General features: G+C 65.9%; 17 protein-coding genes, 1 tRNA gene and 2 rRNA genes. 7 read left to right on the top strand and 13 right to left on the bottom strand.

The genetic code is table 11. The annotated features are described in order from the left end of the window. Positions 1–3: 3 nt before the first annotated feature. From QZ670_RS08270 to QZ670_RS08255, 4 genes are read right to left on the bottom strand one after another with little or no spacing between them, the layout of a single operon-like run. Complete coding sequence (locus QZ670_RS08270; protein ID WP_294253816.1) at positions 4–906, bottom strand: VOC family protein; 903 nt, start codon at positions 904–906, stop codon at positions 4–6. Between the two features lie 10 nt (positions 907–916). After that, complete coding sequence (locus QZ670_RS08265) at positions 917–2,032, bottom strand: FAD-dependent oxidoreductase (protein WP_294253814.1); 1,116 nt, start codon at positions 2,030–2,032, stop codon at positions 917–919. After that, positions 2,019–2,429 carry a DUF6379 domain-containing protein gene (locus tag QZ670_RS08260; protein WP_294253812.1) on the bottom strand — a complete coding sequence of 137 codons (411 nt, stop codon included), beginning with the start codon at positions 2,427–2,429 and terminating at the stop codon, positions 2,019–2,021. Before QZ670_RS08260 ends, QZ670_RS08265 begins: the two co-directional genes overlap by 14 nt. Then, the gene (locus QZ670_RS08255) at positions 2,429–3,445 is read right to left on the bottom strand and encodes a TIM barrel protein (RefSeq protein ID WP_294253809.1); all 1,017 of its coding nucleotides are present in this window, start codon (positions 3,443–3,445) and stop codon (positions 2,429–2,431) included. Before QZ670_RS08255 ends, QZ670_RS08260 begins: the two co-directional genes overlap by 1 nt. Before the next feature lie 472 nt (positions 3,446–3,917). Here QZ670_RS08255 and QZ670_RS08250 point away from each other — a divergent pair, with 472 nt between their 5' ends. From QZ670_RS08250 to QZ670_RS08235, 4 genes are all read left to right on the top strand, one after another. Beyond that, on the top strand, positions 3,918–5,057 hold the full coding sequence (locus tag QZ670_RS08250) for a Gfo/Idh/MocA family oxidoreductase (protein WP_294253808.1): 1,140 nt from the start codon (positions 3,918–3,920) through the stop codon (positions 5,055–5,057). Then, on the top strand, positions 5,054–6,244 hold the full coding sequence (locus QZ670_RS08245) for an MFS transporter (protein ID WP_294253807.1): 1,191 nt from the start codon (positions 5,054–5,056) through the stop codon (positions 6,242–6,244). Before QZ670_RS08250 ends, QZ670_RS08245 begins: the two co-directional genes overlap by 4 nt. Positions 6,245–6,257: 13 nt before the next feature. Further along, complete coding sequence (locus QZ670_RS08240; protein WP_294253806.1) at positions 6,258–7,892, top strand: GMC family oxidoreductase N-terminal domain-containing protein; 1,635 nt, start codon at positions 6,258–6,260, stop codon at positions 7,890–7,892. 76 nt (positions 7,893–7,968) lie between these two features. Continuing rightward, positions 7,969–8,874: a LysR family transcriptional regulator gene (locus tag QZ670_RS08235; protein ID WP_294253805.1), complete on the top strand. Its 906-nt coding sequence runs from the start codon at positions 7,969–7,971 to the stop codon at positions 8,872–8,874. Between the two features lie 10 nt (positions 8,875–8,884). Here the strand turns inward: QZ670_RS08235 and QZ670_RS08230 are convergent, their stop codons facing one another. The 4 genes from QZ670_RS08230 to QZ670_RS08215 form a co-directional block, all read right to left on the bottom strand. Beyond that, on the bottom strand, positions 8,885–12,154 hold the full coding sequence (locus QZ670_RS08230; RefSeq protein ID WP_294253804.1) for a glycosyl hydrolase: 3,270 nt from the start codon (positions 12,152–12,154) through the stop codon (positions 8,885–8,887). 131 nt (positions 12,155–12,285) lie between these two features. Next, positions 12,286–12,687 carry a DUF6379 domain-containing protein gene (locus tag QZ670_RS08225; RefSeq protein WP_294253802.1) on the bottom strand — a complete coding sequence of 134 codons (402 nt, stop codon included), beginning with the start codon at positions 12,685–12,687 and terminating at the stop codon, positions 12,286–12,288. Beyond that, a complete protein-coding gene (locus QZ670_RS08220) occupies positions 12,680–13,597 on the bottom strand; it encodes a TIM barrel protein (RefSeq protein WP_294253801.1) in 918 nt (305 codons plus the stop codon). Before QZ670_RS08220 ends, QZ670_RS08225 begins: the two co-directional genes overlap by 8 nt. Beyond that, positions 13,594–14,820, bottom strand: a complete 1,227-nt coding sequence (locus QZ670_RS08215) for an NAD(P)/FAD-dependent oxidoreductase (RefSeq protein WP_294253799.1) — start codon at positions 14,818–14,820, stop codon at positions 13,594–13,596. Before QZ670_RS08215 ends, QZ670_RS08220 begins: the two co-directional genes overlap by 4 nt. A gap of 137 nt (positions 14,821–14,957) precedes the next feature. Between QZ670_RS08215 and QZ670_RS08210 the strand changes: the two genes are divergently transcribed. Next, the gene (locus QZ670_RS08210) at positions 14,958–15,596 is read left to right on the top strand and encodes a TetR/AcrR family transcriptional regulator (protein ID WP_294253798.1); all 639 of its coding nucleotides are present in this window, start codon (positions 14,958–14,960) and stop codon (positions 15,594–15,596) included. Between the two features lie 115 nt (positions 15,597–15,711). Here QZ670_RS08210 and QZ670_RS08205 read toward each other — a convergent pair whose 3' ends face one another. Beyond that, entirely contained in the window at positions 15,712–16,146 is a 435-nt protein-coding gene (locus QZ670_RS08205; protein ID WP_294253796.1) for a hypothetical protein, read from the bottom strand. Between QZ670_RS08205 and QZ670_RS08200 the strand changes: the two genes are divergently transcribed. After that, on the top strand, positions 16,116–17,864 hold the full coding sequence (locus QZ670_RS08200; protein WP_294253793.1) for a hypothetical protein: 1,749 nt from the start codon (positions 16,116–16,118) through the stop codon (positions 17,862–17,864). The genes QZ670_RS08205 and QZ670_RS08200 overlap by 31 nt on opposite strands. 100 nt (positions 17,865–17,964) lie before the next feature. On the opposite strand, the gene QZ670_RS08195 is transcribed toward QZ670_RS08200, so the two are convergent. Continuing rightward, complete coding sequence (locus tag QZ670_RS08195; protein ID WP_294253791.1) at positions 17,965–18,453, bottom strand: helix-turn-helix transcriptional regulator; 489 nt, start codon at positions 18,451–18,453, stop codon at positions 17,965–17,967. Positions 18,454–18,776: 323 nt separating this feature from the next. Here QZ670_RS08195 and QZ670_RS20070 point away from each other — a divergent pair, with 323 nt between their 5' ends. Beyond that, positions 18,777–20,447 (top strand): recombinase family protein, encoded by a 1,671-nt coding sequence (locus QZ670_RS20070; protein WP_365894622.1) that lies wholly within the window; start codon positions 18,777–18,779, stop codon positions 20,445–20,447. Here QZ670_RS20070 and QZ670_RS08180 read toward each other — a convergent pair. The 3 genes from QZ670_RS08180 to QZ670_RS08170 all read right to left on the bottom strand — a co-directional run. After that, positions 20,404–20,480 (bottom strand) — tRNA-Met (locus QZ670_RS08180). The two genes, QZ670_RS20070 and QZ670_RS08180, sit on opposite strands and share 44 nt — an antisense overlap. 86 nt (positions 20,481–20,566) lie before the next feature. Beyond that, a 5S ribosomal RNA gene (gene rrf / locus QZ670_RS08175) occupies positions 20,567–20,681 on the bottom strand. A 114-nt stretch (positions 20,682–20,795) separates the two neighbouring features. Then, positions 20,796–21,128, bottom strand: a 23S ribosomal RNA gene (locus QZ670_RS08170); the annotation flags it as partial.

Here is a 21,128-nt window from a genome sequence, read left to right as displayed (position 1 = left end):
GGCTCAGGCCTCCACGGCCGTGAACAGGCCGGGGTTCGGCGCCGGGTGCGGCAGCGTCTGCGGGCCGCCGGTGCCGATGCCCCACTGGTCCATTACCAGCGGTGCCGGCACATGGACCTTGTGCTGGTGCGTCTCGAAATCCACCTCTTCCAGTTCCGAGGTGTATTCGGCGACGAAGCCGTTCGGCGTGACGAAATAGCTGAAGGTGTTGTTGCCCGCGGTGTGGCGGCCCGGCCCCCAGCCGATGCCGGTACCGTGCTGCTTCAGGCGGTGGGCGCCGCGCATCATGTCGTCCACGCTCAGCATGTCATAGGCGACATGGTTGAGGCAGGGCGGCCCGGGCAGCAGCGCGATGCGATGATGCGCGGAGTTGCAGCGCAGGAAGCACATGAAGTCGCCGAGCCAGTCGGACACCTTGAAGCCCAGCACGTCGGTGAAGAACTTCACCGCCGCCTGATGGTCCGGCGAGTGCAGCACGATGTGGCTGATCTTGAGCGGCACGCCTTCCCAGCGCGCGAGTTCGCGCTTCGGGCTGCGCGCCACGTCGCTCGACACTTCGAACAACAGGCCGTCGGGCGAGAAGAAGCGGAAGCCATAGCCGCCGCCCGGGCTGGTCAGATCGGCGGGTGCGCTGACGATGCGGCAGCCTGCTTCACCCACCTTGGCGTGGAGCGCATTGACATCGGCGCGGTTGTCCGCCGCAAGCGCGATCACGTCGACGCGGTTCTCGTCGGCGGCGCGCAGGCGGACGACATGATGTTCGTCATGCCCCTGGGTCTTGAACCAGGCCATGCCGTCGTCGCTCGGCACCGGCTCCAGGCCCCATTGCTCGGTATAGAAGGCGCGCTCGGCGTCGAGATCCTGCACGCCATAGCCGACATAGCGGATTTCAGTGACACGGCTCATTTGGGTATCCTCAGATCGGCTGGGCGGTGACGGCGAACATCTCGGCCGTCGCCTTGTGGTTATCGATGGCCGGGCCCTTGCCGAGCTGGCCCATGCAGATGGCGAGGCTGGCATTGACGATATAGGCGCAGCGTTCGTAGCGGCGGGCGCGATAGGCGGTGAAGGCGGCTTCCACACTGTCGGCCTTGGCCAGCTCGTCGGCAAGGACGAGGCTGTCCTCGATCGCCATGCCGGCACCCTGCCCCAGATGCGGCGTGGTGGCGTGCACCGCGTCGCCCAGCAAGCCGATGCGGCCCTTGTGCCAGGGGCCGGTGACCAGCATGCCTTCGAGCGGGCGATAGACCACGCCGTCATCGTCGGTGATCTGCTCGGCGAGGTCGCGGATCGCGGGCGCGCACTCGGCCAGCTTGGCGCGCATGGTCGCGGCGAGGCCCTCGCGCGGATACCAGGGGTTCCCCGGCTCCGGCGTGGTGACGAACATGTACATCAGGTCTTCGCTGATCGGCACGAGCCCGAGCCCGGTGCGACCGTTATAGACCTGGAGCGCGTCCATGCCGGCGGGGCGCGGGAAATTGTACCGCCACACCGCCTGGCCAGTATAGTCGGGCTTCTCCGCCTCGGGCAGGATCGCGGCGCGCGTCTGCGAATAGACGCCGTCCGCGCCGATCACCATGTCGTAGATGCCGCTGGTGCCGTCCGAGAAGGTCACCGCGACCCGCTCGCCGTCATCGACCATCGTCTCGACGGTGATGCCCAGCTGCACGTCTGCGCCATCGGCGAGCACGCGGTCCCCGAGCACCTTGTGCAGCGCCGGGCGGCCGATGCCGACATTGGCCGGATAGCCCTCGGCGAGCTTGGGTGCGGGCACGCGGGCGACCTTGGTGCCGTCCGGCGCGAAGATCTCGACCGCGTCGAAGCCGACGCCGGCCGCGATATATTCGTCCAGCACGCCGAGCTGCGCCACTGCGCGCACCACATTGGCCTGCTGGATGATGCCGACGCCGTACACCGACCATTTCGGATCGCGCTCGATCACCGTGAGCCGGTGACCTTGCGGCGCCAGTGCGATGGCGGCGGTAAGCCCGCCGATCCCGCCGCCGATAATCAGAATGTCAAGCGGCGGCATCGGCTGCCTCGCCCACCGACACGCGCTTGGTGTCGCTGTTGATCGACGGGAACGGCAGATAGGAGACGCGCAGCTGCTCGGTCAGCGACAGTTCGTGTTCACCGGCGGGGAAGCCGCCGGGATGCTCTACCAGAATCGTCGCCCTGGCGCCGAACGCCCAACGCCGGTCATAGGCGGTTTCCATTGCGTCGAGCGTGAGCGGCCCCTGCCCCTCGTCGAACCGCACCGCCTCGCGCGGCAGCAGATTGCCGTCGATCGACACGTCGAGCTTCTCGATCATCGACAGGCCGATACCGCGATAATAGCCGAGCTTGGCTTCGAAGGCGAAACCGGTCGGCGCCTCGGCCGGGCCGGTGTTGCGCAGGCTCTCGGCCTGGATCAGATACTTGTCGAACATCAGGCGGGTTCCTTCTCGGCGCCGAGCGCGGCTTCGGCCTGGGCGATCAGGCGATCGAACATCACATGCTGGCGGCGGACCTGCTCGCGGCTGTCCACGTCCATCACGTCCTGGATCCAGCGATTGCCTTCATATTCGCTGGAAAGCGTGCCTTCCCAACCGCACTTCACCAGCTCCGGGATCACCTCGTCATAGGCGATCGCCGGATCGGTGCAGTCCTCGTTCATTTCGTAGAACTTGGCCTGGATGTGCCGGAAGTAGGGCGCATAGTCCTTGAGCCGCTTCGGGTTCGCATAAGGCGCGTGGCGCAGCGTCTCGGCCATCGCGATCTCGGCCTTGTTGCCGCCGCGCTTCACCGCGACTTCGTAGATCGTGTATTCGGCCATCACCTTTTCCTCGTGCTGATCCACGATGAACTGGGTGATTTCCGGCCGCGCGCCCTGGCGCTCGAAGCGGGCGCGGAAGGCCGGCGGGTAATGCTTCATGAAGATGCCCATGTCGGGCAGGATGCCGAGATGGCGGGTGTTCAGCCGATCCGCGACCTCGATCGTCCGCAGGATCCAGGCATGTTCGATATGCCAGGGCGCATGGACTTCCACGCCCATGTGCACGTCCATCTCCTCGGCATAGGGCACGCAGCGCGCGAGAATGTCGGGGCGCACGAACACCAGCACGCGCATGTTCTTGATTCCGAGCCGGTTGCACAGCGTAAGATCGCGGCGGATGCTGGCGACCTGCTCGTCATCCGACAGCAGCTCGCCCTTGCGCAGCTTCGTATCGAGGAACATGTCGTAGCAGGTGAAATGCGCGCCGTGCCGGGCGAGCATTTCCTGCCAGCGGGCAACTTCCGCATCGTCGATGTTCGGGAAGCTCGGCATGTTCTGCTCGGGCAGGATCTCGATGCCCCTGGCGCCAAGCGACACCGCATGCGCGATCGCGTCCTCGACCGTCATCTGGCCGAGGAACATCTCTTCCTGGTAGCTGTAGAGGCTCACGCCCCGCTGGATTTTGGACACGATGGCTCCGTGAATTACAGGCGGCAAAGGGCGGCGCCCTGCGCCATGGCGAAGGTCCAGGCACGGGGATCGGCAAGCGTGGAAGGCAAGAGCGACGTGGGACGCGCCAGTGCAGGTGCCGGCGCAGACTGCGAACGTGACCGTGCGTGCAGCATCTCGAAGCTCCTCTCATGCAGAGCGACCTGTGACCCGGCGTAGACCGTGACCGTCGCTTCTTAAGGCTAGTGTACGCCGCGAATGCAGAATGCTGGAAATCGATTGTTTTTATAGCAATCGATCCATATTTATTATTGGAAACGGATTACATATCCGTATTTTCGATCGACCGTTATCCATACAATAGATTTTTAAAGTTCTCGGAAGAGCGCCAGAAAGCGGGCGGGCTCGACAAGAGGCTCGGTTGGAGAGAGGACATGCACGCACGCAAGTTGCGGGCTCGAAGCGGAATCCGCAGATCACGAGGCAGCGCCTGATGCGGCGGCTTCGGATGGGGCTGATCGGAGGCGGTCCGGGCGCGTTCATCGGGCCCGTGCACCGCATCGCGGCGACGCTGGACAACGAGATCGAACTGGTCGCCGGTGCGTTCAGCCGTGCACCTGAACGCTCCCGCCAGGCCGGCAAGGCCTATGGCATTGCCGAAGAGCGCAGCTATCCGAGCTGGACGGCCCTGATCGAACAGGAACGTGTCCGGCCCGATCGCATCGATTTCCTCACCATCGCGACGCCGAACGACACGCATCTGCCGATCGCGCGCGCGGCGCTGGCGGCGGGAATCGCGGTGATGAGCGACAAGCCGGCCACCGCCACGCTGGCCCAGTCGCTGGAGCTGGCAGAGTTCGTCCGCAAGGCAGATTGCCCTTATGCCCTGAGCTACACCTATAGCGGCTATCCGCTGGTGCGCCACGCCCGTGCGCTGATCGCGGCGGGCGGATTAGGAACGATACGCAAGGTTGTCGTCGAATATCTCCAGGGCTGGCTGGCGGCGCCCATCGAGCGCGCCGGCAACAAGCAGGCCGAATGGCGCACCGACGCGGGCAAGTCGGGCGTCGGCGGCGCGGTCGGCGACATCGGGGTTCACGCCTTCCACCTTGCTGAGTTCGTGACCGGCTTGCCGGTCGAGGCAATCAACGCCGATCTTGCCGCCGTGGTGCCTGGGCGTGCGCTCGACGACGATTGCAGCGTGCTGCTCCGCTTCGCCGGCGGTGCCCGCGGGGTGCTTCTCGCTTCGCAGATCGCGATCGGCGAGGCCAATGGGCTTACGCTGCGCGTCTATGGCGACAAGGCATCGCTGGCGTGGCACCAGGAGCGCCCGAACCAGTTGATGATCCACCATCTGTCGGGGCGCAGCGAAGTCGTCACCGCCGGCGGCGCGGGCATGTTGCCGGCCGCGACCGCGGCGACTCGGCTACCTGCAGGCCATCCCGAAGGCTATCTGGAAGCGTTCGCCAACCTCTACCGCGATTTCGCCCGCCGCCTCCGCGGGCGGCCCGCGCCCGATCTCCCCGGCATCGAAGAGGGGGTACGATCGCTGCAGTTCATCGAACAGGCCGTTGCGGCGAGCCGCGACAATTGCGGCTGGGTGCCGCTTGACGAAGCGAAGGAATACGCATGACGAGCATCGCCGCGCCTGCACCGCACGCAACCCCGATCCGGGGCGAGACGGGCAAGGGCATCACACTAATCGCAGCGCAGATCCTGCCGGTCATGGCAGTCGTCTCGCTGTTCCCGGCCATTCCGCGCCTTTTCGCCGAATTCGGCGGACATCCCCAGGCGGGGCTGCTGGTGCCGATGATCGTGACCATGCCGTCGCTCTGCGTCGCGCTGTTCGCGCCCTTTGCCGGCGCGATTGCGGATCGCTTCGGTCGGCGGCCGAGCTTCCTCCTGGCGCTGGCGGTCTATGCCCTGGCAGGTCTTGCGCCGCTGGTGCTGAGCGACCTGTATCTGGTGGTGGCGAGCCGCGGCGTCCTCGGCCTTGCCGAAGCGGTGATCGTCACCAATTCCAGCGCGCTGATCGGCGACTATTTCGGCTCGCAGCGCCATCGTTGGGTATCGTGGGTCGGCGTGTCGATCTCGGTGGCGGGCACCCTGCTCGTCGCCGCGGGCGGCGCGCTGGCGGACGTAAGCTGGCGCGGCCCCTTCGCCATATATGCGCTGGCGATCCCCACCCTGCTGCTCGCCTTGCTCTACATCGAAGAGCCCACGCGCCGCGACACCGCCAAAGCCGCCCCGCTCGGCTTTCCCTGGGGTCCGGCGCTGGTGATCGGCGCCGTCACCATGGCGACCTCGATCCTCTATTATGTCGAGCCGCTGCATGTCGCGAGCGTGCTGATGGCTAAGGGCGTCGGCTCCTCCACCGCGGTCGGGCTGATCCAGGCCTGCACATCGCTCGCCTATATCGCCGGCGCGTTCCTGTACCGGCGAATCCACGCCCGGCCGGTCGGCGTGCTGCTCGGGCTCGCCGGGATCCTTACCGCGATCGGCCTTACCATGATCGGCCTTGCCGACCAGTATCCGCTGGCGATCGCGGGCGCCGCGATCCAGCAGTTCGGGTCGGGGCTGGTGATCCCTGCGCTGATGGCTTGGGGCCAGGCGATGCTGCCGCTCGAGCAGCGCGGCCGCGGCATGGGCATCTGGGCCACCGCCTTCTTCGCCGGGCTGTTCGTCTGCCCCCCGCTGGTCGGGCTCGGCCAGAGCGCGGTCGGCAGCCTCGACCATGCGCTGCTGCTGTTCGCCGCGATCACCCTTGTGCTTTCCCTGGTCTCCGCGCTGTTCTTCCGCACCAGCGCCGCGCGCCACTGACGAGATACGATCCATGACCGATACTCAAACCACTTTCGACTATATCATCGTCGGCGCCGGCTCTGCGGGCTGCGTGCTTGCCGATCGCCTGAGCGCAGACGGCCAGGCGCGCGTACTGCTGATCGAAGCGGGCGGCGACAACGAGACCGAACTGGTCAACATGCCACGCGCCTTCATGAAGATGTTCGGCAACCCGACCTATTTCTGGCACTTCCCGATCACCGAGCAGGAAGGCCGGCCTTCGGGCGAGACCTGGTCCTATGGCCGGGGACTCGGCGGATCGAGCTCGACCAACGGCACCTGGTATCTGCGCGGCGAGCCGGCCGACTATGACGGCTGGGCGGCGCAGGGCTTCGGCGAATGGCGGTGGAGCGAGATCCAGCGCTGTTTCCAGGCGATGGAGAGCTATCGCGGCGCCGGTGCCGATACCAGCCGCGGCCGCGACGGCCCGCTCCAGGTCACCCAGCTTCCCTTCCGCTCGCCGGCGATCAACGCCGCGATCGAGGCGGGCGCGCAGATCGGCCTCAAGAAGGTGGCCGATATCAACACGCCGGGAACCGGCCGCATCGGCTATACCCAGGCGACCGTGTCGCGCCGCGGCCGCCGCGCCTCAAGCTATCAGGCCTTCCTGAAGCCGGCAATGCGCCGACCGAACCTGACCGTGCTGCTCGACACGCTGGTCGAGCGCGTGGAGATCGCGGACGGCCGGGCAACCGGGGTGCGCGTCCGCACGGCCGAGGATTCGCGTTCGATCACGGCAACCCGCGAGGTGATCCTGTCGGCCGGCGCCCTGCAGAGCCCCAAGCTGCTCCAGCTTTCGGGCATTGGCCCTGCCGATGTGCTCGAACGCGCAGGGGTGCCGGTGGTGCAGGCCCTGCCGCAGGTCGGCCGCAACCTCGCCGACCACCTGATGTTCACCATGTCGTGGCGGCTGCACAAAGATCCGGGTGCAAACCGCGAGTTTTCCGGGTGGCGGCTGACCAGCCATGTGCTGCGCTACTATCTCACCCGCACCGGCATGATGGCCTATACCTCGCCCGAGGTGACCGCGCTGCTTTCGATCGACTCGTCGCCCGACTGGCCCGACGCGCAGTTCGGCGTCGGCCCCTATTCGTTGCGCACAACCGAGGAAATGAAGGCCGATCCCGGCCGCGGCGCGCTGGAGAACAAGCCCGGCATCAGCGTCAACGGCATCGCGCTACGCCCCAAGAGCCGCGGCACCGTCGCCATCCGCTCGGCCGATGTCGCCGATCCTGTGGACGTGCATGCCAATTGGTGGGGCAATCCCGCCGACAAGGCCTTTCTGGTCAAAATGGTGCGCCTCGCCCGCCACTATATGCGCCAGCCAGCGCTGAAGGATTTCGTCGGCGAGGAGCGCGTGCCCGGCGAGCGCTTCCAGAGCGACGAGGATATTGCCAAGCAGATGGAATGGCTCGCCAGCCCAGGGCTGCACAGCACCGGCACCTGCCGCATGGGCACACCGGAGACCGGCGTTGTTGACGGACGGCTCCGCGTGCACGGCATACAGGGCCTGCGCGTCGCCGATTGCTCGGTGATGCCGCTCCAGCCCGCGGGCAACACCAACGGTCCTGCGATGGTCATCGGCTGGCGGGCCGCGGAGCTGATCCAGGAGGATCATGCTGGCTGATCCTCGGTTTGCAGGGAGCGCCATCGATCGATAGCATCAATGAAAACAACAAAAATGCCCTGCGGAGAGGAATGCGATGCGGTTCAAGGGTCTCGATCTGAATCTGCTCGGCGCGTTTGATGCGCTGCTGGAAACCCGCAGCGTCTCGGCCGCCGCGCGCCAGCTAAACCTCAGCCAGCCCGCCATGAGCGCGGCGCTGATGCGGCTGCGTGCCTTTTTCGGCGACGAACTGCTCATCGCGCAGGGCAAGCGCATGTACCCGACCGCCTATGCCGAAGCGCTGGTGCCGCAGGTGCGCGAGTGCCTGCATGCGGTGGAGTCGATGCTGGTCACCTCCGGCCGCTTCGATCCGGCGACGAGCCAGCGGCGCTTCCGGCTGATTCTCTCCGACTATGTAATGACCGCCGTGCTGGCCCCCGCCCTCCAGATCGTGGCGTCGACGGCACCGGGCATCCGGCTGGAGATCACCCTCCCCAGCCCCGAGGCGAGTACGGAACTGCGGGAGGGCCGTGCAGACCTGTTCGTCGCGCCTGAGCAGTTCGTTTTCAGCGACCACCCCAGCGAGTTGTTGTGCGAGGAGCGCTATGTGGTGGTCGGCTGGGCGGATAACCCGCTGTTCGACGACGTCTTGACGCTCGAAGATTTCAGCGCCGCCGGCCATGTCGCCGTGCGGTTGGGCGGTCCACGCGATTATTCCTTCGCCGATCGCCAGATCCGGCAATTGGGGATCGAGCGGCGGATCGAGGTGGAGGCTCCTTCTTTCACGGTGGTGCCCTGGCTGCTCGTCGGCTCGCAGCGGCTGACACTGATGCAAGAACGGCTCGCCCGCCGCGTCGTGACCACCTTCCCGCTGCGCATGGCGCCGATTCCCTTCCCGTTCCAGCCGATGCGCGAGATGATCCAGTATCATAGCAGCCGAACGAACGACGAAGGGTTGCGCTGGATGATCGAACGCCTACGCGAACCGGCGGCGCTCGCCTGATCCGGGCAGCCTAAGGCGAGACCAGCAGCCGTACCGGCCCCATCAGACCCGAAGGGCGCAGCGGCGCATCGGGGCGATAGACGTCCTGCGAACCACCCTTCGACGTGCCGATCAGCCGGTTGACCCAGAGATTGGCGACTTCCACCTCGACACTGTGTGTGCCCGGGGTCAGCAGCCGAGTGACGTCGAGCCGGTACGGCGGCTTCCAGGCGATGCCGGCGTCCCGACCGTCGATCCGCACACGGGCGACATCGCCGACCGCGCCCAGTTCCAGGGTGAGCCTGCTGCCGGGCGCGATCGTCGCCGGAACCTCGACGTCGCGTCGATAGGTCGCAGTGCCTGAATAGTGGTGGAGCGCTGCTTCGGGCGCCTCGGTCCACGAGCGTGCCGGTAGCTGATAGTTGCCGAGGCCGGGAAAGGCGACGTCCCAACTTCCCTCGATGGCCAGCAGCGGCTGCCATTGCGGCGCCGGCACCACCCGCGACAGCGTATCGGCACGCCCGCGTAGCACCACTAACACCGCGTCCCCCGGCGCAAGGTCCAGCGCCACCGTCGTGCGGCCGCCCTCGATACGATAGCTCACCGGCCGGATCTCGCCCGTATCGGCAAACCAGAGGGACGGCACCAGCCCGGCGACGCGGAGCGACATCTCGCCCTGCACCGGCCGGGCGCCATGGTTGGCGATGAAGTACAGATGCCCGTCGGCGAGCTGGCGGTGGACCACGCCCAGCGCCGCATCGTCCGCGCCGGACAGGCTCCAGTCGCGGGTGAGGCCACGGGCGCGCATCGCCGCGGCGCGATCGGTCCAGACATGCGGGCCTGCGCCGCTCGACCAGAGCCGGTCCGCGAGTGCGGTGAAGCGGGCGGGATCGTCCGCAAGGCTCGGCGACCCGCGCGGCCGGGCGCCGATTACGGTCGCACCCTGCTCGACCAGTGCGGCGATCCGCTCCAGCGCCGCGAGCGTCATGCCTGCCGGGCTGTCCCCGCCTAGTTCGAGCAGCGCGTAGCGAGCGCCGCCTCTGGTCACCAGCGTCCCGTCCCCGGCCACCGAAAGGCCCCCCAGAAGCATGTCGCGGCTGATGAAATCGAAGCCATGGCCGGGCGGCAGCGCTACCGGCGTCTCGCCGTAAAGGCCGGTGATCGGCGCCTCTTCGCCGGCAAAATAGGCGATGTCCGCCACCGGCCGCCCCTGCTGGAGCAGATAGGCACTGCGCGCCAGATAGTCGGTCCAGCCTCGCGCCATCTCCGCCCAGGTCTCGTGCCGGCTGAAATACTGGCCGAGTTGCGGCGCGAGCGACATGCCGGGCTTGTCCTCGGTCGGCTGGTGCGGCGAGGTGTGGATCATGATGCGGTTGACGCCCAGCGCAAAGGCCCAGTCGGCGGTCGCCTTCAGATCGCGCGGCGCGAACGCCCAGGGTGCGCCGAAGGCGGTAAAGGTCTCGGCGGCGACCAGCGGCTTGCCGAGCGTATGGGCTACCGAGGCGGCGCCCTGCAGATCGGCAACGAAGGTCTGGCGCGGGGTGCCGCCGGGCGGCACCGTCCAGAGGGCGCCCATCGGTACGTCTGCCGGCGCCCGCATCGCCAGATCGTCCCCCAGTTGCGGGCGATGATCCTCCAGCGCCTCGGCATAATAGGTCATGCCCTCCGCCCGCGCCGCCGCCGCCAGCACACCGTAATGGTTGCGGGCGAGCAGTTCGGCAATGGTCTGGCGGAAATCCCAGAGGAAGCGGTCGGTCTTCTCGGCGCTCTCGACAATGCGTCCGGTCAGCGCGGGCAGCCACGGCACGGCATCATAGCCGCGCGCCTGGCGGAAGGCCGCGAGCATCTCCGGCGTCCAGTTCTGCGGCCCGGACTCGATGCTGTCGCTGAGCAAGGCCGTGACGCCGGCGCGCCCGAAGCGATCGGACCCGACGGCGCCGCGATATTTGGCGAAATAGGTCTGCGCATAGCCGCGCACGGCGCCGGCATCGAGCTTGTCGACTTCCAGCCCCGTCGCCTCGGCCGGGGCAGGACCGTTCCGATGGCCGGTCAGCGCATAGCCGAGGCGGAGGATGGTCCAGTTGCCGGCGGGTGGCCGCCAGTCGAGCGAGCCATCGGCGCGCAGGCGGGTGGTAAGATCGAGCACCCGGCGCGTCTGGATGGGGGCGTCGCCAGCCGCGGGCTCGGTTGCGATCGCGGCATAGCGATCGGCCGCTGCAAACCCGGCCTTCTCGGCGGCGTGGTCGACCCGGCCATGGGCGAACAGCGCGAACTCGGACAGGGCAACGCTCGTCGGCTGGGGTGGTGCCGGCATCGGCGTGACGCCCGGTGCGGCGGGGGGAAGCCCCGCCCCGGAGGGCACCGTAAGCCGCACCCGGAAATAGCGCGCTGAAACGGGCCGAAAGGCGGCGGTACGCACCTGCGCGCTTCCTCCCGGCAGATGCGCCACAAAGCGATAGGCCTGCCCCTCGTCGCTCGCCTCCAGCACCGCGTCAGCAGGCGGCGGTGCACCGAAGCCGCGACGGCCGGGCACCCCCAGCGTCACCGATCGGACCGTCACCCGGCGGCCGAAATCCTGCACCAGCCGAGCCTCGCGCGAACCGGGCAATAAGGCCAAGCTCAACGCATCGCCGAACCTGCCGTCAATCAGTCGGCCAGTATCGATCGCCGCCGCGCCGGACTGCGCCGCGACCGGCCGCAAGCGATCATCGGCCTCCGGCACCGCGAGTACCGCCACGTCGCGGTAGAAGGGCGCGAGCGGCGCGGCATCGGCAATGTCCTGAAAGGAGCCCGCGACCGCCGGCGGCGGCGCCAGTTTGCCGTCAAAGGGACGCCCGCCGATGATCCGCGTTTCGCTCCACACCAGCTTCTTCATCGCCTGCTCGGGCTGGACGAACGGCGCGCCGGTGGCGCTCCAGCCGGGCGAGGCCGCGATGCCGAAGCGCAGGCCGAGCCGATCCGCGATATCGGCGCTGCGGCGTAACGCGGCGGCCCAGCCGGGGCTTCCCCAGGCGAGCCGCTGGGGCACCGTCTGCGGCGTGCTGAGATCGCCCTCGAACAGCTGCACGCCGCCGATGCCCGCCCGCGCCATCCACGCCATGTCGCGCGCGATTCCGTCCTCCGTCACATTGCCGTTCATCCAGTGCCACCAGACGAACGGCCGCGCCTCGGTCGGCGGCGTGCGAAACCCGGCTTCGAGCGGGTCGCCCTGCTGCGCGAAGGCAGTGCCCCCGAGGATCATGGGGGCGATCGCCCCCGCGGCGCAGCGGAGCAACATGGTCGCGCGATGCTTCGGCTTCACGATGGCGGCATCCTCTTCCCCGGTTCTTCCCGAACCTTCCCCCCCCCTCTGCCACGGCCGGTATCGTCAGGAAAATCGATGCTTTGGATGGACACGATCCATCGGACAAATCGACCGAAGGGTGCCGCCGCTTACAGCACGATGGTCACTTCCCGCGCATCGCGCATCGGCACGGGCCAGAATTGCGGCGGGAAATATGGGTGGCGCATCCAGATGATCGTCTCCACCCGGTGCACGCCCGGCAGCAGGCCGCCGGGCCGATCGATCAGCACGTCGATCGTCTCGCCCACCGGCCAGCGCGTCTCCGTTGCGGCGTCGAGGTCGGCGAGGCCGTAGGTCTGCCCCTGGAACAGCACGCGGTTGCCGGCGGCGGCAAATTGCTCGCCGTCCACCACCACGTCGACGCCCTCGATCAGCGACAGGCGCATGCCCCGGTAGTTGGGCTGACGCAGCCGCAGGCGAAAGCCGTTGCGTGCGCCCTCCGGGCCCAGGTTGGAAAAGCCGCTGCTCTGGATCGTGCCGCATTCAAGCATGGGTCTGCTCCCCGCTCTGGGTCTGCGCGTCATGGGCGCGTTCGAGGTTCCGGATCAGCGCGTGCTGGCGCCGCACCTGATCGATCGCGAGCCAGGGATCGCGCACGCCCTCATATTCGCTGGACAGCCAGCCGGTATAGTTGAGCTTCTTCAGCGCCGGCACGATCCGCTCCCATGGGATGTGGTGATCGTGCAGCTGCGCGTCGATATTGTGGAACTTGGCTTGGATGAAGACGACATGGTCGATCACCTCGGCCAGATGCTCCACCGGCACCTTGATGCCGTTCAGGAAGCTCATCGCGTTCTCGCGCATCTCCGGTGTCTCGCCAGGCCAATAGGGCAAGGGTCGATCCTGGAAGATGCCGGTATCGATCAGCAGGCCGAAATGCTTGGTGCCGGTGCGCTGGATGAAATCCACATAGCCTTCCACCACCGGATGGCGGATCGGCGTGGGCGCGTGGATCTCCGGGCAGATCACCACATCGAGCTGGGCCGCCAGATCGAGCACGCGCTCGACGGCGCCTTCCCACACCGGGTGCGGAGTCAGCTCATCGTCGATGACGCCGAACTTCGGCCGCACGAAGCGAAAGCCCAGCCGGTGCGCCAGTTGCAGGTCCCGCGCCAGCAGCGCACTCGCTTCCTCGGCGGTGAGCACGCGCTGCTTCTGCACGCAGGTATCGACCCAGCAGCCATAGTTGGTCGGCTGGAGCCCATAGCGCTCGACGAGCCCGAACCAGCGATCGAACCATTCGGACGGCGGCTCGGGATAGTTGGCCAGATGGGTCTCGCCCAAGATCTCGATGCCCGACGCGCCCGCCTCGGCGACATGGTAGAAGGCGTCGTCGAGCGTCAGCGCCGTGCCGAAATCATCGGTATAGCTGTACAGCGATACCCCGTACTGAAACGTCATACCGCGGCCTCCTTGCGCCGGTGGACGGGAACGTAGGGCGCCGCGTCCTCGATCTCGGCGAGTTGCGCCACGATATGCGACGGCATGTCGTCGCCCACCATCTTCTGGAGGAACGGCGTGTGATCGAACACCAGGTCGCGGATCGGACGAAGCGGCGCCGGCAGATGGTGGAACATGCGGCCGGTGTGATAGGCCCCTTGCGTCACCTGCGCGGTGTGCGGCTTGCGCCGATCCTCATAGCGCTGGAGCGCCGCCTGCACCGCCGCCGTATCGGCGATATCGACCGCCGCCAGCTCCCGCGCCAGGAAATAGCCGTCCTCGATCGACATGCCCGCGCCATAGGCGGCATAGGGCGAGGTCGGGTGCGCGGCATCGCCGACCAACGTCACCCGCCCCTTCGACCATTGCGGCAGCGGCGGCCGGTCGCGAATCTCCCAGCGCTGCATATGCGCCAGCGGTGTGGCAGCGATCAGTTCCTGCACCTTTGCCGGGAAGCCCGCCGCGCGTGTGCGGCAGAAGCCGATCAGGTCGGTCGGCGGCGGCGCATCGGGGTCGCACGCCTCCAGCACCCACCATTCATAGCCCGACTTTCCTTCATGACGGATCGGCGTATAGCTTACCTGGGTGGTGCGGTTGTGCGAGAGCACGCCGATCCCGTTCGGCGCTTCGTCCAGGAATAGATAGCCGCCCACCAGATGCAGCCGCTGGTGCCGGATCGGCTGATCGCTCCAGAGCCGCATGCGCACCATGGATCGCAAGCCATCCGCGCCGATCACCACATCCGCTTCGGCCGTGGCGCCGTTGGCGAAGGTAAGCCGCACCGAATCGCCGATATCGCGCATGTCGTGCAGCTCATGCCCCAGCTTCAGCACGCCAGGCGGCAGTGCCGCGAGCATCCGCTGATACAGCCCCCAGCGCAGCAGGCCGATAAAGCCGCCGCCATATTCGCGCACCACCGCTTCGGGCAGGTTCACCACCGCGCGATTCTTGCCCTTGGCGTTGCGGAAGAAGACCTGGCACGGCGCGCCGAGATCCTCGGTATCGACACCGATCAGCTTTAGAACCTTTTGGGGCGGCGGCCACAGGTTCAGGATGTTGCCGGCGGCCTTCACTTCCGCGGCGCGCTCATAGAGCGCCACATCGAACCCGACGCGGATCGCCGCAAGCGCGGCTGCCATGCCGCCCGGACCCGCGCCGATCACCGCGATACGACCTGATGCCATCCGTATGCTCCTCATCCCCATCGCGATCTTCCGCCGCGGTCTGATCTGATTCGTGATTAGATCTTTGTTTAAGCGGCGCTTAGATTGTTGGCAAGTGGCTCGAGCGCAGGTAAGCGGGGCCTGGAGGTTCCGGAGCCATGGCAGCTGAGCCCGCCGAGCGGCGGCCTTATCATCGCGAAGATTTGCGCCGAGAGTTGCTCGAGGCGGCGCTGGCCCATGTGCGCGACCATGGCCATCATGGCTTATCGGTGCGCACGCTGGCGCAGGCTGTCGGCGTCTCTCCGGGGGCCCCCTATCATCATTTCAAGGATCGTCGCGAGTTGCTGCTGGCGATCGCGCTGCACGGCTATGGGGAACTTGGCGCTGCAGCCGCTCGGGCGGCGGCCTCTGGTTCAACCGCGAAGGAGCGGCTTCTCGCGCTCTGCATCTCCTTCGTCGACTACGCCCAGGCGAACCCACGGCTTATGGAATTGATGTACGAAAGCGAACTGACGAGCCCGACCCCTGATCCGGCGCTGCTGGAGCACCAGCATGCCGGCCGCGCTGCGCTCCAAGCGCAGTTGGAATGGGCGCTGCCGTCACTGAGCGAAGACGCGCGCACGTTGCGGCTGCTCTCCTTGTGGTCGACGGTCTACGGCTTCGCGTCGCTTCGCAACAAACATCTGATTGATCCATTCGAGCCGGCGGGAAGCAATCCCGATCAGATCGCACGCGGTACGTTACGCCTCGCCGTCGAGGCGGCGGTACGTCAACCGACGGATGCGCTTGCGCCTTGAACTGCCGCTTAACGCGCAATGATGTCGTCGCTCCCGCCCTCCAAACGGATTTAAGACCAACGAAATGCCCTCATTTACGAAATGGGGAAAAATATAGAATGTCGCGAGCTATCTTTTAAAGGCGCCTTTTCAAATCCGCGGCGAGCTTCTTTCGAGCAGAGCGACGCTCGTTATTCACCTGCTCGTTCCACCAATCAATTTTTTCGAGAAGTGGTTCAAAATAATATTTCAGGATGTGGTAGCGGCTGGCGGCGAGGCTCCCCGCCTCGTCATCATCACCTTCCAGATCCGGGATAAGCGCCTGCAGTGCCGCCTCGAACCGGGCGATCTCGGCTTCGAGCGATGCGGTATCCTTGATCAGCTTCGCCTTGCCGTCGACGGTCGTGATGGTGAGCGCAGGCGCGCCAGCAGGACATCGCCAAGGCCGAGCATGCCTTCGAGACGGCCCGGGCCCAGGCCGACCGACTGAAGACCCTGCGCGCAGAACTCGACCTTGCCCGCGACCGGCGCGATACAGCGATGCGTGAGCATCGGCAGTTCGATGAGGCACTGACCGAAGCCCGTCAGGTGACGGAGGAAAGCGGGGCAGTCACCCGCCGTCGGGAGGATGCGGTAGCGCGCCGTCGGGCAACCAGCGAAGCGATTGCCGCCGCACAAGCCGAGATGGAAGCGGCCGAGGCGGACGAGATCGCCGCGCGCGACCTGCTCCAGCTGATCGAGAACGCAGAAAAGGCCCGCAACGCAGCCGAACGACGACAGGAGCTAGAAGACCGGCTGCAACATGCGGAGAGCGTCCGCGCGACGATCGAGCACTGTGACGCGCAACTCGCCGGACTTCGCCTGCCGAACGGGGCGCTGGAAGAACTAGCGGATCTAGACGTGGAGATTGCCCGCATCCGCGCTGTGCAGGATGCAGGCCGCCCGTCCGTGGTGGTCGCCTATGAAGATGTCGCTGTCGCGAACCTCACCATGGGCGGCATCGCCCTAAAGCACGGCGAAGAGCGCAGCTATGACGGCCACGCGCAACTTGTTGCGCCCGGCATTGGCACGATCACCTTGCGATCCAACGTTGAAGATCGCGATAGTGATCGCCTGGAGAGGGCAGAATCGCATCGACACACGCTGCTCGCTTCTATGGGCGTGCCCGACCTGGCGGCCGCGCGCGCGCAGCAGATCCGCGTGCAGAAGCTAGAAGCGCAGGGGAATGAAGCGCGCGCGCAACTCAAGGTCATTGCCCCGGAAGGGCTGGACGAGTTACGCAAGGTCGTTGCTGCAATGGCCGATATCGACCTGGCGCCAATCGAAGTGAAGGCGGATCCCGTCTTGACGCGAGCCACCTGCGAAGGCGCCGAACAACGCCGCCGCCATGCGATGCAGACGATCCGCACGACAGAGCCGGTGCGTGCGCATGCCGATGAAGCATTCATTGCGGCGGAAACGGCACTCGCCAGCCTGCGCACGCGGGAAGAGAAGATCGCGGCTATTCTGGGCCCAGCGGAAGAGCATCAGCCTCGACTGGAATTGCTGCAGGCGGCCCTGGCCGATCGGGAGGCTGCACTGGCGGAAGCCCAGCGGGTACATGATGCCGAACATGCAAGCGCGCTCGATCTGGATGCGGCAGAGTCGGCGCTTCGTCGCGTTCGTTCGGTCGAACAGGCGGCAGCGAACGAGATCCAGCAGCTGCGGGAAACTATCGCTGGCCTGAATGCTCGCATTGTCGTCCGATCCAACGACGCGGTCGAGGAAAAATGGCGTGAGCAAAAGGAAGCGCTGGAAGCCGCGGAAGCGCGTGTAGCCGCCTTCGGGCACGAGGTGGCGGTACTGACCCGTCTCACCCAGGCGCTGGAGTCGGCACGCTCGGACGCACGCGACCTCTATTTGAAGCCGGTAATGACCGAGCTTCGGCCCCTGCTCGGGCTGTTGTTCGACGATGTGGAAATCGCGTTCGACGACCATAGTCTGCTTCCGCAGACGATCATCCGCAGGGGCCAGGAGGAGGATGTCGAACGTCTGAGCGGCGGCATGCGCGAGCAATTATCCGTTCTGACCCGTCTCGCCTTCGCCCGCCTGCTGGCCCGCGACGGGCGCCCGGCACCGGTGATCTTGGACGACGCACTTGTCTACTCCGACGACGACCGCATCGAGCGCATGTTTGATGCACTCCATCGGCAGGCACGCGATCAACAGGTCATCGTATTCTCGTGTCGGCAACGGGCGTTCCAGAAACTGGGTGGAAACGCTCTCAGAATGGCGGATTGGCAGCCGTAAACCTCGGCGATTAGACGTTTTATGAATAACGGCCATGCGCGCGCCTGGTTGTCAAGCCCCGCTTAGCGGGCTGCATTCACGCGCCGGGCTGCGGAAAAGATCAGACATCTGCTGCCCATCCTTCGGCACTGTTTTCCAAATCGAAACGACCGGTGGCAACGTCCATCAATACCGGATGGTCGAAGATGACGCGACGGTCCTCCTTCACAAGGTTGAGGTCCTCCGGGTGCCAGGTGAACACAGCGGATCGTGTGATCTGCCCGCGCTCGATGCGGGACAACTGCGATGCGGAAAGGCCGCTGCGCCGGGCGAGCTCTGCCAGCGTCCAGCCAAGCTCCCGCCGCTCTCGCCGGAGAGCGGCGCAAAGGCTTGCCTGTTGTCCCTCCTGCCAGGTGTTTGGCGTTCTCGGATGCGGGCCAGGATTGTCCCCTCGCTCCGCCACCACCGGCCAGTCGATCTCGAACGCATCCATGATACGGGACAGCGTCTCGGGCCCCGGCCATGCCCGCTCATTTTCTATCCTTGATAATGCGCCCCTGCTGATCCCGATGTCATTGGCGAAGACTTTCGGGGGGATAGGATCTCCCATGCCCCTCTCCCCGCGCCGATAGGCTCGGATGATCGCACCAAGGTCATCGCGAAGGCAGCGATAGCCGGCAGGCAATCGCATGCGACAGGGCTGTCGTTCTCGACGCATTCCCTGCATCTAACAAAATTGTAACGTTGGTGCACGCCCCGAAGGCGTCATCCCAGAACGGCTGCATGGCCGTTGTCCGTATCAAATGGGTGGAAGACGAGAAGACGCAGCAGGCGCTGGCGGAGCTCGTTCGGCTGCTCGCCCGAGAGGCAGCGCGACGCCATCACGAAAGGACGCGGGATTCCCGCAAGCTCGAAGGTGTGAAACAATAAGCCATGCTCCCCAACGCTCCTCGCCGCATCGCGCTTTACGGCCGTCACTCCACCACGCTGCAGACCGTCACCTCCAGCGCGGATCAGGTCGCCTCGTGCTCGAACCTCGTTGCCTATCTGGGTGGGACCGTGGTCGGGACCTGGCTGGACCCCGAGGTTTCGGGGTATCGCCGCGACCGCGAGGGCCTGAAGGGTCTGCTCGCGGCAGTGCAGGCGGGTGAGGTCGATACCATCGTCTGCGAGTCGCTCGACAGGCTCGCGCGCGACGCAGAAGATGTCGCTTGGCTGGGCAAGAAGCTGTCGTTCCACATGGTTCAGCTCCACACCATCAGCGAGGGTCATGTCGACGAGATCAAGTTTGCGGTTGCCGGCCTCCTCGGTGCGATCTTTCTAAAGCACCTGGTCGACAAGACTCTGCGGGGTATGCAGGCGGCCATCCTCGCCGGCCGCACCGCCGGTGGCCGGGTTTATGGCTATAAGCGGGTAATCCGGCTCGGCGCGGACGGCGAGCGCATTCGTGGCCTCATCGAGATCGACGAACGCCAGGCAGCTGTCGTCCGGCAGATCTTCGAATGGTTCGCGTCGGGGCTCTCTTCGATCCAGATCGCCAAGCGGCTGAATGAGGAGGGCGTACCTGGTCCGCGCGGCGGTCAATGGAATGCATCGACCGTCCGCGGCGATCCCGCGAAGCTGGTCGGTATCCTCAACAACCCGCTTTATGTCGGCCGGCTGGTCTGGGGTCGTCGTCACTGGCGGCGAACCCCTGACAGCGAAAAGCGGGAACGCCGCTACCGCTTGCGGGACCCGTCGGAATGGGTCGAGATTGCGGTGCCCGATCTCCGCATTGTCGATGACTCGCTATTCGAGGCCGCTCAGGCGGAGATCAGAAAGCGCAAAAGGGCGCCGTCGGCAGCCTCCCCCGCCGGACAGAACCGCGCGAAGCACCTGCTGTCCGGCCTCATCCGGTGCAGCCGTTGCGGGTCCAACTACACCATCAGCGGGAAGGACTATTATCGCTGTGCGGGACAGAAAGAGCGCGGCACCTGCGGGAACCGACTCTCGGTGCGCAAGGGCCCGCTCGAGACGGCAACGTTGGCCATTCTCCAGGAGCATCTGCTGACCGATGACCACGCCCGGCTGTTCGCCGAGGAGTTCGAACGCGAGACGCGTCGGCTGGGGCAGCGGGATCGCTGCGACCAGAATGCCGCCGAGGGGCGTGTGAAGCAGCTCGAGACCGAGCTCGCCAATCTCTACCAGAACCTGCTCGCCGGCCTGGCGAGCCCTGCCCTTCGCTCGATGATTGCCGATCGCGAGGCGGAGAAGGCACGGCTGGAAAGCAGCGGCGGGCCTGTCCCGAAGGGCAACACGGTTACTCCGGTTCTCCCGCCGCACGGCGAGCTGCGCAAGCAGTTCCGAGCGAAAGTGGCGGATCTGCGGGCGTCGCTCGATAACGATGCCGCACGACCGGAAGCTGCGGAGCTTCTGTCGCGGCTGATCGAAAGCGTCACGATCTACCCGGACGAGCCGGACGGCCCGCAGGCGGAAGTGGTGGCGAGGGTGGAGGATCTGGTGGGGTATGCCACAAACGACAACGCCGCCCGTGAGGGCGGCGTGTGGCGTTCTGTAGCGGTGGTTGCGGGGGCAGGATTTGAACCTGCGGCCTTCAGGTTATGAGCCTGACGAGCTACCGGGCTGCTCCACCCCGCGCCAATGCTGGTGCCTCGCAAGGAGGCAGAACGGGGGACATGTGAATGGGTTTTGGTTTTCCGTGCTTTGCCTACACCGGCTTCAATGCCTGGCGGCGACCTACTCTTCCATTGCTTGAGCAATAGTACCATCGGCGCTGTCTGGTTTCACGGCCGAGTTCGGGATGGGATCGGGTGGGTCACAGACGCTATGGCCACCAAGCAATGAAGCCGGTGTGGGCGAAAGGGAAACGTTTTTCAAATCGTGCACAAAGGCTGGACGTTCATCCACCCTGCATTGCGACAACCCAGGGTTGTCGATGGGGGTGTGAAACTCTCAAGCGCGAAAAGAGCAATTAGTATCGGTTAGCTCCACGCGTTACCGCGCTTCCACATCCGATCTATCAAGGTCGTGGTCTTCGACCGCTCTATGAAATCTTATCTCGAGGGAGGCTTCCCGCTTAGATGCTTTCAGCGGTTATCCCGTCCATACATAGCTACCCAGCTGCGCTCCTGGCGGAACGACTGGTACACCAGAGGTATGTTCAACCCGGTCCTCTCGTACTAGGGTCAACTCCTCTCAAATTTCGACGCCCACGGCAGATAGGGACCAAACTGTCTCGCGACGTTCTGAACCCAGCTCACGTACCACTTTAATTGGCGAACAGCC

This window comes from uncultured Sphingomonas sp. (assembly GCF_913774285.1).
In the GTDB taxonomy this organism is placed as follows: Bacteria; Pseudomonadota; Alphaproteobacteria; order Sphingomonadales; family Sphingomonadaceae; genus Sphingomonas.
The sequence above is the reverse complement of the archived record's forward strand: the minus strand, read 5'-3'. Positions and strand labels throughout refer to the sequence as shown.

Excerpts from the sequence above, each read along its gene's own strand:
- QZ670_RS08270 (WP_294253816.1), bottom strand. The coding sequence starts at position 906 with ATGAGCCGTGTCACTGAAATCCGCTATGTCGGCTATGGCGTGCAGGAT.
- QZ670_RS08265 (WP_294253814.1), bottom strand. The coding sequence starts at position 2,032 with ATGCCGCCGCTTGACATTCTGATTATCGGCGGCGGGATCGGCGGGCTT.
- QZ670_RS08260 (WP_294253812.1), bottom strand. The coding sequence starts at position 2,429 with ATGTTCGACAAGTATCTGATCCAGGCCGAGAGCCTGCGCAACACCGGC.
- QZ670_RS08250 (WP_294253808.1), top strand. The coding sequence starts at position 3,918 with ATGCGGCGGCTTCGGATGGGGCTGATCGGAGGCGGTCCGGGCGCGTTC.
- QZ670_RS08245 (WP_294253807.1), top strand. The coding sequence starts at position 5,054 with ATGACGAGCATCGCCGCGCCTGCACCGCACGCAACCCCGATCCGGGGC.
- QZ670_RS08240 (WP_294253806.1), top strand. The coding sequence starts at position 6,258 with ATGACCGATACTCAAACCACTTTCGACTATATCATCGTCGGCGCCGGC.
- QZ670_RS08235 (WP_294253805.1), top strand. The coding sequence starts at position 7,969 with ATGCGGTTCAAGGGTCTCGATCTGAATCTGCTCGGCGCGTTTGATGCG.
- QZ670_RS08225 (WP_294253802.1), bottom strand. The coding sequence starts at position 12,687 with ATGCTTGAATGCGGCACGATCCAGAGCAGCGGCTTTTCCAACCTGGGC.
- QZ670_RS08220 (WP_294253801.1), bottom strand. The coding sequence starts at position 13,597 with ATGACGTTTCAGTACGGGGTATCGCTGTACAGCTATACCGATGATTTC.
- QZ670_RS08215 (WP_294253799.1), bottom strand. The coding sequence starts at position 14,820 with ATGGCATCAGGTCGTATCGCGGTGATCGGCGCGGGTCCGGGCGGCATG.
- QZ670_RS08210 (WP_294253798.1), top strand. The coding sequence starts at position 14,958 with ATGGCAGCTGAGCCCGCCGAGCGGCGGCCTTATCATCGCGAAGATTTG.
- QZ670_RS08200 (WP_294253793.1), top strand. The coding sequence starts at position 16,116 with ATGCGTGAGCATCGGCAGTTCGATGAGGCACTGACCGAAGCCCGTCAG.
- QZ670_RS08195 (WP_294253791.1), bottom strand. The coding sequence starts at position 18,453 with ATGGGAGATCCTATCCCCCCGAAAGTCTTCGCCAATGACATCGGGATC.
- QZ670_RS20070 (WP_365894622.1), top strand. The coding sequence starts at position 18,777 with ATGCTCCCCAACGCTCCTCGCCGCATCGCGCTTTACGGCCGTCACTCC.